This is a genomic window from Nocardioides sp. WS12 (genome assembly GCF_014108865.1).
Lineage (GTDB): Bacteria > Actinomycetota > Actinomycetes > Propionibacteriales > Nocardioidaceae > Nocardioides.
The window spans coordinates 2,618,554-2,631,706 of the sequence record NZ_CP053928.1 but is presented as its reverse complement, the minus strand read 5'-3'; the positions used below and the strand labels follow the sequence as shown (position 1 = coordinate 2,631,706).

The window sequence follows — 13,153 nt, the reverse complement described above, 5'->3', positions numbered from 1 at the left end:
ATGGTGCGCCCGAGCCTGTCCTCCCTGACCCTCCGCGGACGTGCGTTCGTCGCGGCGGGTCTCACCGCCGTGGCCTGCGCCCTGGTGTTCGGGCAGCCCGCGCTGACCCGCGTGGGAGTACTGGTCCTGAGCCTGCCGCTCATCGCTGCACTGGTCGTGAGCCGCCGCAAGCACGACCCGTCCGTCACCCGATCGGTGTGGCCCCGACTTCTCCGGGCCGGTGAGTCCGCGCGGATCGACCTCACCATCGCCAGCGACCGTGGGCGATCCGACGGCGCACTGCTGGTCGAGGATGCCCTCCCCTATGCGCTCGGCAACCGTCCGCGCTTCGTCCTCCAGGGCCTGGGCCAGCGCTGGGAACGCACCGTGAGCTACCCCGTCCGCGCCGACCTGCGCGGGCAGTACGTCGTCGGCCCCCTGAGCCTCCGGATCACCGATCCCTTCGGTCTGGTCGAGCGCCGCCGCTCCATCGCCGGTACGGCGGAACTGATCGTGACGCCGCGGGTACTCCCCCTGCGTCCGATCCCCCTGACCGGTGGCTGGCAGGGCGCCGGCGAGCACCGGCCCCAGGCCTTCGCATCGGGGTCGGCCGAGGACGTCAGCGTGCGCGAGTACCGCAGGGGCGACGACCTTCGTCGCGTCCACTGGCGCAGCTCGGCCCGGGTGGGTGAGCTGATGGTGCGGCGCGAGGAGCAGCCGTGGGAGGCCCACGCCACGGTGCTGATCGACAACCGCAACTACGCCCACCGCGGTCAGGGACCCGCCTCCAGCTTCGAGGCCGCCGTGGTGGTGGCCGCGTCGCTGGTCGTCCACCTCGAGCAGCACGGGTACGCCGTCCAGCTCGCCACCGCCGCCGGCACCGAGGCGTCCGGCGCCGAGGAGTCGCTGCGGAAACTCGCCGTCCTCGCCACGACCACCCGCGGCGCCCTGGACGTGAGCTGGTGCGGTGACCAGTCCCGCGGCGGCGTCGTCGCGGCCGTCTTCGGCGCGATGATCACGGGCGACACCGCGTCGCTGCGGCGGATCCGCCACGACGCGGGGGTTGCCCTGGGCGTCGTACTCGATGTCGAACAGTGGTCGGCGACCCGCGGCAGCGCGGGTCCGGCAGCCGCCGCGTCGGTGCTGAGTGCGCTCGGTTGGCGGGCCGCCGGGATGGGCCCGCGCGATCGACTCGATGCCGCATGGCGGGATCTGGGCCGGGCACCTGCACGGGGCGGAGCCGGCCGATGAGTGGTCCTCGCCCCACCCTCTCCGCCACGATGCTCATCGGAGCGGTGGCCGCCATCACGACGTGGGCAGCGCTCACCGCCTGGACCGGCTTCCTGACCGAGCCCAGCACGTATCTCCGCCGCCTGGCGGCCGTCGCCCTCGTGGTGGCCGTCCTCGGCGCCCTGCTGCGTTGGCGCAGCGCGCCGCGATGGGCGATCGCGCTGGTGCAGACCATGGCCGCCGCCGCGCTGGTGACCTACCAGATCACCGGTTCTCCCTTGTTCTTCGGTGCTCCCGGCGTCGAGGCCCTCGACGCGCTGGGGCGGGCCATGGACGCCGCGCGCACCTACGCCGCGCCGATCAGCCCGAAGGTCGGCCCGGTGTGGCCACTCCTGGTCGCAAGCGGCGCGGCGTTCATCGTGATCGTCGACGTGGTCGCCTGCACCTATCGCAGGGTTCCCGGCGCCGGACTGGCCCTGCTGGCCGTCTACTCGGTGCCGAGCGGCCTGCTCGACGGCGGCCCCGGGTGGGGCAGTTTCGTCGTCGCGGCCCTCGGCTTCCTCGCCCTGCTCCACTTCGACTCCCGGGACCAGTTGCAGCGGTGGGGCCGGGCGATCGGCCCGGATGACAACTCGATGTGGGGCCACGGCAACCCGGTCCGCGAGGCGGCCAGGGCGGGCGCTGGCCGGATCGGGATCACTGCGACGGCGCTGGCCCTCATCGTTCCCGCCTTCATGCCCGCCCTCGGCGTCGATCTCTTCGACTTCGGCACCGGGCAGGGCAACGGCGACATCCGGATCCGCAAGCCTGTCGCCGACATGCGGCGCGACCTCGAACGCGAGCAGGACGTGCCGCTGATCGAGTTCGAGACCAATGACCCCGACCCCGAGTACCTCCGGGTCGGCGTACTCAATCGCTTCACCGGACAGGAATGGAGCAGCGGCGACCGCGACGTCGACCGCCAGGACACCGCGAGCGGTGCCCTGCCCTCGCCGCCCGGTCTGGCGGACTCCGTCCCGCGCACCGAGTACGACTACGAACTCGAGATCTCCGATCGGTTCGACTCCACCTGGCTGCCGACCCAGTTCCCGGCCGCGGCCGTCGATGCCGAAGGCGACTGGCGCTTCGATCCGGCAACCATGGACTTCCTCGCCTCGAAGGACGACCTCGACACCCGGGGCCTGTCCTACTCGATGACGTCGCTCGAACCGGACTACGGCACCGACGGCCAGTACTTCCTCAACTCCCGGACCGGCGACGTGTCCGAGGAGGCCCTCGAACTCCCCCGCGGCGTGCCCGCCATCGTTCGGGACCTGGCCCGCAGCGTCACCGCGCCCGCCTCGAACGACTACGAGAGCGCCCTCCTCCTGCAGCGCTGGTTCCGGCGCGACGGCGGCTTCCTGTACGACGTGAGCCGCGCCCCGGACGGCACCGGCAACGGCACCTTCGAGGCGTTCCTCTCCACGCAGGGCCGGGTCGGCTACTGCGAGCAGTTCGCCTCGGCCATGGCCGTGATGGCCCGCACGCTCGGCATCCCTGCGCGTGTCGCGGTGGGCTTCCTCGAACCGACCCCGCTGGGCGATGGCCGCTGGGAGTACAGCAGCCACGACCTGCACGCATGGCCCGAGTTGTACTTCTCCGGCACCGGATGGGTGCGCTTCGAGCCCACACCGTCCGAACGCGTGGAGGATGTTCCGGCCTACTCCCGGGTGCCGGTCAACGGGATCGGCGAGGAACCGTCGATCCCCACCAACAGCACCGCCCAGAGCGCGAGCGGTACGACGACCGTCGCGCCGACGACGCGGCCCAGCGACGCCGCTGCCGAGGACCCGAATGCCGGAGAAGGCCAGGACGACGGCCGCAGCACGCTCCAGACGATCCTCATCGTCCTCGCGGTCCTGGCGCTGGTCCTGCTGGTCATCGCGGGTCTGGTGCTCGCCCCGCGGTCGTTGCGTCATCAGGCGCGGCGCAGCCGACTGGACGGCGGGCCCGACGAGGTCTGGTCCGAGTTGCGCGCCACGTCGCTCGATCTCGGCGTGCCCTGGCCCGATGGCCGTTCACCCCGCGAGGTCGGGGCGGTCCTGGTCGACCATCTGGCCGACCCCGACGGACCTGCCGAGGAGCGACCCCGCACCGGCCCCGAGGTGGCCCCCGACGCGGCCGAGGCCCTCGAGCGCCTCGTGCTGCACGTCGAGCGCGCCCGCTACGCGCGGCCGGGAGCGGTCGCGACCCTGGAGCGGTCCACGCTGAGCGCCGACGCCGAACTGGTGGCGGCCTCGATCACCGCGGGTGTGACACCACGGGAACGCCGCCGGGCGCAGTGGTTGCCGCGCTCGGTGTGGAAGCGGACGTAGGTCCGCTGCCACCCCACCCTGTTGGCTTGCCGCCAGACCAAGGGGGCCAGCGTCAAGGCAACCGCGCGCGCGGCAGCGCGTCGAGAGGCGTTCGCCGGCAGCTTGCTGCCCCGAGGGCAACGCCGGAGACGCGCTCGCGCCGATGAACTCAGAAGCCGCCGCGTTCCTTGCGGCGGCGCCAGCGCGCCTGGAGCGTGTCCATGAAACCGGACGACGACTTGCTCGAGCGGCCGCCCTTGTTGCTCCGGCCGCCGTGGACGACACCGAAACCGGAGGGGTGGGCCGAGACCTGTGCGTCCGTGCCGCCGCGATGGCCGCCGAGCGCCGTGAGGAGCACCGTGGCCGAGGCGAGCATGATCACGAAACCGGCGACGCCGACCGGCCAGTAGCCGCTGACGGCACCAGTCATCATCACGGTGACACCGACCGCGAAGACCACTCCAGCCAGGATGGCGCGCCGACGAGCTGCTTGACGCAGTGAAGTGCCGCGCAACGTCGAGGCGAACTTGGGGTCCTCCTCGCTGAGGGCGCGCTCCATCTGCTCCAGCAGTCGCAACTCCTCGTCTGAGAGTGGCACCGATTCCTCCGACACATGCGGGGCAGCAAGATCCGCCCATTGGCTCTCCGGCAAGTGTAGGCGGGCATCCCCGGCCGGGGTAGGGCGTCCTGCGAAATTGTGCGATCGGTCAGAGAAGACTGGCCCGTCGGACGGCGCTCGAGCCGAAGCGAAGGGCCGCCCGATCGACCGCCCGGTCGGCGTCGGGCCAGCCCGGATCGCGCTCCCCCAGCACCAACTGACGCGAGTCGCCCTCCTGCCGGGCCCGCAGTCCTTCGACCCGGACGCCGACCAGTCGGACCGCCGGCCGGCGCGGGGCCAGGCCGTCGAGCAGGACGTCGAGCAGGGCCACCGCGACGTCGTACACCTCCTGGGTGACGTCGGTGGGCTCACGCAGGGTGCGCGAACGGTTGACCGTGGTGAAGTCACTGAAACGAACGGTGATCGCGACCGTCCGCCCGTCCTTGCCTGCGGAACGCACGCGCGCTGCGACCCGACTGACCAGACGCAGCAGTTCGCGATGCAGGGACCGGCGATCGCGGATGTCGATGGCGAGCGTGTGCTGGGCGCCCATGCTCCCCTCGGGCTCGCCCTCACCGAAGCCGAACACCCCGGCGCCACCGGGCACCAGTTCGGTGCGGTCGGTGCCCCACACCAGCGTGTGCAGGTGGTGGCCGAGGTGGCCGCCCACCATCCGCTGCAACTGGTCCACGGGAAGGGCGGCGACGTCACCCACGGTTTCGAGGCCCAGCCGCAACAGCCGCTGTCGGGTCGCCTCGCCGACGCCGTAGAGGACGCCGACGTCGAGGGGGTGCACCTCGGCAACGAACCGGTCCGGGGAGATCACCCGGACTCCGTCGGGCTTGGCCTGGCGGCTCGCGAGCTTGGCCACGGAGATGGACGCGGCGATGCCGACCGAGCAGGTGATCTGGTGCTGGGCGTGGATCCGCGCCCGGATCAGCTCGGCAATGTCCTCCGGCGGACCGAACAAGCGCACGGCACCCCGCACGTCGAGGAACGCCTCGTCGAGCGAAGTCACCTCCACGAGCGGCGTGACGGTGCGGAAGGTCTCCATGATCGCCCGCGACACCGGGGTCAGGACCGAGAAGTCGGGCGGCATCGTGACCGCCTGCGGGCACAGCCGTCGGGCCTCGGTGCCGGACATCCCCGACCTGATCCCGAAGCGGCGCGCGGGGTAGTTCGCGGACAGGACCACACCGCGGTGGCCACCGCCGACGACCACGGGGACGTCGTGCAGTTCGGGGCGGTCGCGGATCATCACGGCCGCGTAGAACGCGTCCATGTCGACGTGCAGGATCGGGCACAGCGGCGGCGCAGTCATCGACCGGCCGCCCGGCAGGGGTCAGCGCAAGCGGGCGAGGACGTGCAACTGCGCCGCGAGGTGGAAGTACTCCGGGCGCTCGGCGACCGCACGCTCCAGGTCAATGAGGGCCGCGACCGCGCCGGGCTCGATGTCGACCAGGGCAGCGGGCACCAGGTCGGTGAAGACCCGCACGCCGTGCATCGTGGTGGTCGCGAAGCCGGCGCCGTCGAGCAACTCCTCGATCTCACCCACGGCGAACCGGCGACCGGTGCGGTTGTCGACGTTTTCGACGCCGTCGAGCAGGGCCCGGGCCTGCCCGAAGTTCCCGGACATCGCCCGCGCGAGGACGGCGGCATGGCGCTGTCCGACGACGACGCTGAGCAGTCCGCCGGGCCGCAGTACCTGGGCGACGTGGTCCAGGGCCAGCACCGGATCGACGACCTCGAGAACGCCGTGGCAGAGCACGACGTCGGCGCTGCCGGCGCCGACGACGTCGACCAGGTCGGTGACGTCACCCTGCAGGCCGGAGACCTCCAGGTCGGCCTCCTGGGCGCGTCGCGCCAGGGCCGCGAGGGCATCGGGACTCGGGTCGACGACACGCACCCGGTGGCCCGACTCGGCCAGGCGTACGGCGAAGCCGCCGGTGCCGCCGCCGAGGTCGACCACGTCGCGGGGCCCGTCAGCCAGGGCCGCTTCGAGCGCATCCCAGACGACGGCAGTCCGCACCGAACCACGCTGCTCGCGAGAGGCCATGCAGGAAACACTAGTGGGCCGCAGGGCGGATCAGCCGACGGCCCGGACAACCAGTTGCTCACCGACGGTGGCGTGCGGGGTCAGGCCCAGGGATTGCTCGACCAGGGCGAGGAAGCGGTCGGCGTCGCGGACCAGGTCGTCGGCCTCACGCGGCGAGGCTGCCCGGGAGGACCCTGCCTCGGCAGCAGCGCGCTTGGCGGCGCCGGCGGCGAAGAAGGTGGCCCACTCCCCCATCTCGGGCGCCACCTCGGTCAGCAGTACCCACGCGTTCTTCTGGTGCCGCATCCGCCCCGTGGCGGGGCGAGCCCGCGCCGACAGCAGGGCGGCGGCCGCCCGGAGCGCCGCGACATGGGCGCAGGCATAGCGCGTGGCCACGTCGGTGGCCGTCACGGCCTCGCTGAGCGACTGCGCCGCGCGAAGGAGGTAGTTGTGGGTGGTCGCCGGCAGGGTGTGCGGGCTGACCTGGAACGAGGGGGCGAACTGCTGGTCCACGGAGCGGTCTCCTTCGAACGGAGTTCGAACACTTGTTCGAACGATTCGAAGGTACACCCCCGCTCCGACACGACGTCAAGAGTCGATCAGGAGTCGATCAGGAGTCGATCAGGAGTCGGCCGGGGCCGAGTCCTTCCGCAAGAGCCCACGGCCCGCGTCGCGCACGAACTGATGGCTCTGGGGGTGCCAGATGAAGACGAGCGTCACCGCGCTGAGCACCGCGGCCGCGATCGCGGACCACTCGACGAGCGTCGGCGGATCGGTCCGCACCGTCGCGACGGTGACCACGAAGATGCTGACGACGATGCAGGCCAGGGAGTGGCGCGCCCAGTTGTTGCCGGTGCGGAAGAGCGCGATCAGCGTGGCCGCGAGGACAGCCGTGACGCCGTACAGGACCAGGATGACGGGCACGAACTCGACCGGCTGGACGGTGCTGTCGCCGACCTGCATGGGCGACCACACGGCCCCCAGGTCGTCGCTCTTGACCACGACCATCACGCACACGAGCGCTCCGGCCACCAGCAGGAGCCACAGCAGCCAGCACGCGAGCTCGACTGCCGGTGGTCTCTTGGTCATCGTTCCTCCTGCATCAGCGGGCTGGCCATCGGCAGGCGGGCCCGGTCGATAGGGTCTCCCCATGTCGGCCGACCACCCCTCGATCGCCCGGTTCCGCGAGGAGCACGAGCGCCTCGGCGGGAGCGGGGAGATTGTCATTCTGCCCGACTCGGTCCACACGGCCGCACTCGCGGCCGAGGCGCTCGGCTGCGAGGTCGGTGCGATCGCGAACAGTCTGCTCTTCGATGCCGACGGATCTCCCGTGCTGATCCTGACCTCAGGCGCCCACCGGGTCGACACGGCCCTCACGCGCGAGCGGATCGGTGGCGCAGAACTCAAACGCGCGAAGCCGGAGTTCGTGAAGCAGCACACCGGCCAGGTGATCGGCGGGGTGTCCCCCATCGCCCACCCGGCGCCGATTGCGACGTACCTCGACTCGTGGCTCCAGAAGTACGACGTCGTCTGGGCAGCCGCCGGTCACCCCGCCGCGGTCTTCTCGACGTCGTACGACGAACTCCTGGCGCTGACCGGCGCCACCCCGATCGACGTCGACTAGAACGGACACACATGGCACGCATCGTCGTCATCGGAGGCGGACTCGGTGGCATGGCCACCGCCGCCCGACTCGCCAAGCAGGGCCACGAGGTGGCGCTGCTGGAAGCGGCCGGGCACCTCGGCGGCGCACTCGCGCCCGTCCACCAGGACGGCTTCACGTGGGACGCCGGCCCCACCTCCACACTGGTACCGGCCGCGCTGCGCGACCTGTTCCGCAAGACCGGTCGGCCGCTCGAGACCGAGCTCGGCAGCGACCTCGAGCCGCTCGCCGTCCTGCGTGAGCACCGCTTCGCCGACAAGACGTCGGTGCAGATCCCCGGCGGCTCGCGGGCCGGCCAGATGACCGCGATGGACACCCTGGGTCCCGGCCTCGGCGAGAAGTGGGCCCGTCACGTCGACGTCTACGGTCCGGTGTGGGACGTGCTGCGCAAACACTACGTCGAGACGCCCTGGGATCCGCGCACCAAGGGCGCCGTCCCCAAGGACCTCGACGACCTGTTCGACATCCGCGAGACGCTCTACAAGCGCCTGCGCCACGACTTCCGCGACGAGCGCCTGGCGCTGATCGCCGGACACCTGGCCATCGCCGAGGGCCACGACCTCCGCAACACCCCCTCCTGGGTGGGCGTGACGTCGTACCTCGAACAGACCTTCGGCGGCTGGCGTGTCCCCGGTGGCATGCGTCGCCTGCTGGAGCTGCTCGAAGCGCGCCTGACGCTGCGTGAGGTCACCGTGCGCACCAGCACCGAGGTCCTTGACCTCGTCATCAGGGAAGGGCGCGTCGTCGGCGTACGCACGGCCGACGGCGACGCGGACGCCGATGCGGTCGTCGTCGCGATCGACCCGCGCCGCCTGCCGTCCCTGAGGTCGTACGTCGAGCGCACGATGCCAGCCATCCCGCCGGTGGTGGCGCACCTGGGCCTGGAGGGCGACGTACCGGACCTGCCGCACGAGATCGTGTTCCACGCCGAGCCGCTGATCACCGTGCGCCCCGGAGGGGTGGCCCCCGAGGGCGGCGCTGCGTGGACGCTGCACGGTCGCGGCAAGATCGCCGAGGACATGGTCGATGCCCTCGTCCGGCACGGCATGGACATCCGGGAGAACATCGTCACCCGCGTCGACCTGTCGCCGCGCGACCTCGTCGAGCAGTGGCGGGGCTCCCCGCTCGGCGTGCTGTGGCAGGGCCGCGGCACGGTCCGTCACCGCCTCGGCCCGACCACCCCGGTCCAGGGCGTGTACGTCGCCGGCGCGCACGGCGCACCGGGTGCCGGCGTGCCGTTCGTGACGCAGTCGGCCGCGCTCGTGGCAGGCCTGATCGGCCCCGCCTGACCTGCCTGACCCCGTGGGGTCAGACCGTGATCTGCAGCGCCTCGAAGATCTCGAGCGTCGCCTTGGACCGGTTGAGCGTGTAGAAGTGCAGGCCCGGCGCCCCGCCGGCCAGCAGTTCGTGGCAGAGCTCGGCGGCGACCTTGATGCCCTCGGCGCGCACGGCGGCAGGGTCGCCCTCGAACGCGGCGATCCGGGCGACGATGTCGTCGGGGACGCTGGTGCCGATCAGTTCACCCTGGCGACGGATCGCGCTGAGGTTCAGGATCGGCATGATGCCGGGCAGGATCGGGATGTCCGCGCCGCGCGCACGGACCCGCTCGACGAGACCGAAGTAGTCCTCGGCACGGAAGAACATCTGGGTGACGGCGAACTCGGCGCCGGCCTCGGCCTTCGCGACGAGGACGTCGGCGTCGTGGTCGAGCGACGCCGCCGAGGGGTGGCCCTCGGGGAACGCGGCGACACCGACGCGGAAGTCACCGCGCGAGCGGGCCAGGTCGACGAGGTCCACGGCGTAGTTGAGGCCACCGTCGGTGGGCGTCCAGTCGGCGCGCGGGCCTTCCTGCGGGTCGCCCCGCAGCGCCATCACGTGGCTGACGCCTTCGGCGACGTACGAGTCGAGGATGCCCTCGAGTTCTGCGCGGGTGTGCCCGACACAGGTCAGGTGGGCCATCGGGACGAGCTCGGTCTCGCGGGCGATCCGGCCGGTGATGGACACCGTCTTGTCGCGGGTGGCGCCGCCGGCGCCGTACGTCACGGAGACGAAGGTCGGGCGGTAGGGCTCGAGGGCCCGGATCGCGTCCCACAACTGGGCTTCGCCCGCGTCGTCCTTGGGGGGAAAGAACTCGAACGAGAAGGACCGTCCGCCATTGCGGAGGATCTCGCCGAGGGAGCGCCCAGCACCGGTAGTCATGCGCCGAAGTCTAGATGTGGCGGGCTCTTCGGGGGGCATCGTCTCGACTTCCCGACACCTCACTAGGCTCGGGCAGGTGAGCGAGCAGGCGTGGGACCCGACCAGTTTTCGCACGACGGTCCAGACCACAGTGGATGCGTTCCTCTCCGAGCAGGAAGTCCGCCTCGCTCCCCTGGGCACCGACGCCACCCGGCTGATGGCCGAGGCCCGGGCACTGGTGTCCGGCGGCAAGCGGTTCCGTGCGGCGTTCTGCCACTGGGGCTTCGCCGCGATCGCCGGCATCCCGCAGGGTGCGGAGGCCGAGGCCGTCGGCCGAGCCTCCGCTTCGTTGGAGTTGCTGCACGCGAGCGCCCTCGTCCACGACGACCTGATGGACGCCTCGGACACCCGGCGGGGACGGCCGGCCACGCACCGCGGCTTCGAGGCCGAGCACCGCGCCGACGGCTGGCGTGGCGACGCGGAGCAGTACGGCGCCGCGGCCGCCATCCTGCTCGGCGACCTGCTGCTCTCGTGGGCCGACGAACTGCTGCGCCGTTGCGGCCTGGACCGCGACCGGGTCAGCCCGGCGCTGGACGTGTTCGACCTCTGCCGCTCCGAGGTGATCGCCGGTCAGTTCCTCGACGTGTCCGTCCAGGCCCGGGGGCGCGCCAGCGTCGAGCAGGCGATGACGGTGCTGCGCTACAAGTCCGCGAAGTACTCCATCGAGCGCCCGCTGCACGTCGGCGCCGCACTCGCCGGCGCGAACACCGCCACCCTCGACCTGCTCACCGCCTTCGGACTGCCGCTCGGTGAGGCCTTCCAGCTCCGCGATGACCTGCTCGGCGTCTTCGGCGACCCGGCCACCACCGGCAAGCCGGCCGGCGACGACCTGGTCGAGGGCAAGCGGACCGTGCTGGTCGCGCTGGCACTCGACGCCGCTGCCCCAGCCGACGCCGCGCGCCTGGACGCTGCCCTCGGGACCGCCCTCACCGAGGCAGAGGTCTCCGAACTGCGCGTCATCATCGACGGCTGCGGCGCCCGCGAGCAGGTCGAGACGATGATCGAGGACCTCACCACCCGGGCCGTGGCGGCGCTCGACGCCGGCCAGGCCACTGGCGGCTGGGACGCCGACGCCTGCGTAGTGCTGCGGCAACTGGCCGCTGCGGCGACCAGCCGCGCCTACTGACCGACTGAAGCGTTTCGCTGACAATCAGCAACGGCTCACCGATCATGGGACCTTCGCGAAAATCGGAGGACTGATGCGCTACACCTCTCGGGCGCTGCTGGCGGTCGGCCTGCTCGTCGGGTTCTACGTCCTGGCAGTGGCGGTCGTCGTCGCCCTGGCGACATGTGTGGTCCTCGTGGCCAGGTCCGGCCTCAACGTGAGCTCCGCGGCGGCCCTCGCTCTCGGCCTGTTCACGCTGGGCGTCTGCGTGGCACTTGTCCGCGCGCTGTTCTTCCGCCAGGCCAGCGGTACCCCACCCGGACTCGCCGTCTCCGAGACCGACCAACCGGCCCTGTGGCACGAGGTGCGGACCCTTGCCGACGAGGTCGGGACGAGCGCTCCTGACGAGATCCGGCTGGTGGGCAGCCTCAATGCCGCCGTCTCCGAGGACAGCCGCTTCCTCGGCCTGGTCCCGGGCAGGAGGCGTCTCTATCTGGGTCTTCCGTTCCTGCTCGGTCTCAGCCCGCTCGAGGTCCGAGCGGTCCTCGCCCATGAACTCGGCCACTACAGCGCCCGGCACGTGGCTCTCGGCCCCGTGACCTATCGAGGGAAGGAAGCCATCGGCAAGGCGATGCTCGAGCTCGGTCCCGAGTCGGTCATGGGAAAGCTCGTCGGCCTCTACGGACGTCTGTACCTGGCCGTGTCCCGAAGCGTGTCTCGCCGCCAGGAACTGGAAGCAGACGTCTTCAGCGCGCGCCTCGCAGGCCCCGACGCAAGCGCCGCGGCCCTGCGTCTGCTTCCGCCGCTGGATGCCGCGTGGCGGCGATTCAGCAACGACTACGCCGGACTCGGCGAGGACCTCGGCCTGCGACCCGCGCCCCTCATCGAAGGATTCGCAGCCATGCTGGAGGATCCCGAGGTCCTGCTGCAGCTCGTCGCCATCGCGGACGCCCCGCTCAAGGAGACCACCTCCCTGTACGACACGCATCCACCTCTGGCCGATCGCATCGCACGGTTCGAGGCACTCCCGAAACAGGTGGCGCCGACCACCGCGGGTTCCCTCCTCGTCCGCCCGGCAGAGACGTTTGCGGCCTTCGAGGAGATGGCGTACCAGGACACCCACCTCGAGCCAGCGACCTGGGCGGAGACGGTGGCAGCGAGCGGGGCAGCTCGTGCGCGCCGCAACCGGCATGCCCTCGGAGGGCTCGCCGGATCCGCCGCCACGCTGGAATCGTTCACGACCCGGATCTGCCACCGCGGCCCCGTTGGCCTGCTGTCGGGGCACAGCACCGAAGACGAACGCGGGATCCTCGCCGCGCTGCTCGGGGATTCGATCAGCGACATGCTCATCCAGCGCGGCAGCGCCCATTTCGCACTGGACTGGTCGGGCCCAGCGAAGTTGACGAGCACCGACGGCACGACGATCGATCTGTCCAGGTCTCTTCAGGCGCTGGCGGAGTCCGGCGACGGCGCACCGCTCCGAGCCCAGGTGTCCGACCTCGGCCTCGACACCTCCGAGCCCCTGCCGATCGCGGAGGTCGACGTACCGAAGCGCACCGGCCCTTCGATCCTCGGCGCGACGGGCGCCATGTGGGCCTGGCCTGCCTCGGTGCTGGTCGTGACGCCGGACGGCATCCTGCTCGCTCCGCTCAGCCCGCGGGAGCGGGTGGCCTGGTACTCCCGCGCCATCCTGAGTCGATCCGCTTCGCGCCGCGCCAACCAGGTCGCGGTCGAACGGGTACTGGCCCGCCCGCTGGCCGAACTGCGGGCGGGAGACAGCCGGTTCCACGCCTGGGACGACATCACCGCAGCGCAGGTCACCCGCGGCCGCACGGTGTCGAAGGCAGAGGTGCACTTGAAGGACGGCACCCGACGGAAGATGAGCTTCAACGAGTTGAGAGAAACGGCCGGCGACCCGTGGCGCGCGATCGCCCACCACCTGGGTGACCGCTGGACGGTTCGCTGAGCCCCA

Annotated in this window: 12 protein-coding genes; 6 read left to right on the top strand and 6 right to left on the bottom strand. The window is 71.5% G+C overall.

The window, feature by feature from the left end:
• Together HRC28_RS12770 and HRC28_RS12765 are read left to right on the top strand one after the other, a co-directional pair.
• Complete coding sequence (locus tag HRC28_RS12770; RefSeq protein WP_237111462.1) at positions 1–1,230, top strand: DUF58 domain-containing protein; 1,230 nt, start codon at positions 1–3, stop codon at positions 1,228–1,230.
• Positions 1,227–3,563: a DUF3488 and transglutaminase-like domain-containing protein gene (locus tag HRC28_RS12765; RefSeq protein ID WP_182375900.1), complete on the top strand. Its 2,337-nt coding sequence runs from the start codon at positions 1,227–1,229 to the stop codon at positions 3,561–3,563. The genes HRC28_RS12770 and HRC28_RS12765 overlap by 4 nt, the downstream gene beginning before the upstream one ends.
• Positions 3,564–3,711: 148 nt before the next feature.
• Here the strand turns inward: HRC28_RS12765 and HRC28_RS12760 are convergent, their stop codons facing one another.
• The 5 genes from HRC28_RS12760 to HRC28_RS12740 all read right to left on the bottom strand — a co-directional run bounded on the left by HRC28_RS12760 (position 3,712) and on the right by HRC28_RS12740 (position 7,264).
• A complete protein-coding gene (locus HRC28_RS12760) occupies positions 3,712–4,140 on the bottom strand; it encodes a DUF3040 domain-containing protein (RefSeq protein WP_182375899.1) in 429 nt (142 codons plus the stop codon).
• A 109-nt stretch (positions 4,141–4,249) separates the two neighbouring features.
• A complete protein-coding gene (gene dinB, locus HRC28_RS12755) occupies positions 4,250–5,461 on the bottom strand; it encodes a DNA polymerase IV (protein ID WP_182375898.1) in 1,212 nt (403 codons plus the stop codon).
• Positions 5,462–5,482: 21 nt separating this feature from the next.
• A complete protein-coding gene (locus HRC28_RS12750; RefSeq protein WP_182375897.1) occupies positions 5,483–6,196 on the bottom strand; it encodes a methyltransferase domain-containing protein in 714 nt (237 codons plus the stop codon).
• A 30-nt stretch (positions 6,197–6,226) separates the two neighbouring features.
• Entirely contained in the window at positions 6,227–6,688 is a 462-nt protein-coding gene (locus tag HRC28_RS12745) for an SAV_6107 family HEPN domain-containing protein (RefSeq protein WP_182375896.1), read from the bottom strand.
• A gap of 108 nt (positions 6,689–6,796) precedes the next feature.
• Positions 6,797–7,264 (bottom strand): hypothetical protein, encoded by a 468-nt coding sequence (locus tag HRC28_RS12740; protein WP_182375895.1) that lies wholly within the window; start codon positions 7,262–7,264, stop codon positions 6,797–6,799.
• A gap of 61 nt (positions 7,265–7,325) precedes the next feature.
• On the opposite strand from HRC28_RS12740, the gene HRC28_RS12735 reads away from it, so the two are divergent.
• The gene (locus HRC28_RS12735; protein ID WP_182375894.1) at positions 7,326–7,799 is read left to right on the top strand and encodes a YbaK/EbsC family protein; all 474 of its coding nucleotides are present in this window, start codon (positions 7,326–7,328) and stop codon (positions 7,797–7,799) included.
• 11 nt (positions 7,800–7,810) lie between these two features.
• Positions 7,811–9,127, top strand: a complete 1,317-nt coding sequence (locus tag HRC28_RS12730) for an FAD-dependent oxidoreductase (protein ID WP_182375893.1) — start codon at positions 7,811–7,813, stop codon at positions 9,125–9,127.
• Between the two features lie 19 nt (positions 9,128–9,146).
• Here the strand turns inward: HRC28_RS12730 and metF are convergent, their stop codons facing one another.
• Positions 9,147–10,037 carry a methylenetetrahydrofolate reductase [NAD(P)H] gene (gene metF, locus HRC28_RS12725; protein WP_182375892.1) on the bottom strand — a complete coding sequence of 297 codons (891 nt, stop codon included), beginning with the start codon at positions 10,035–10,037 and terminating at the stop codon, positions 9,147–9,149.
• 76 nt (positions 10,038–10,113) lie between these two features.
• Here metF and HRC28_RS12720 point away from each other — a divergent pair, with 76 nt between their 5' ends.
• Together HRC28_RS12720 and HRC28_RS12715 are read left to right on the top strand one after the other, a co-directional pair.
• The gene (locus HRC28_RS12720) at positions 10,114–11,202 is read left to right on the top strand and encodes a polyprenyl synthetase family protein (protein ID WP_237111461.1); all 1,089 of its coding nucleotides are present in this window, start codon (positions 10,114–10,116) and stop codon (positions 11,200–11,202) included.
• Positions 11,203–11,275: 73 nt separating this feature from the next.
• Entirely contained in the window at positions 11,276–13,147 is a 1,872-nt protein-coding gene (locus tag HRC28_RS12715) for a M48 family metallopeptidase (protein ID WP_182375890.1), read from the top strand.
• The last annotated feature ends 6 nt before the right edge of the window (positions 13,148–13,153 follow it).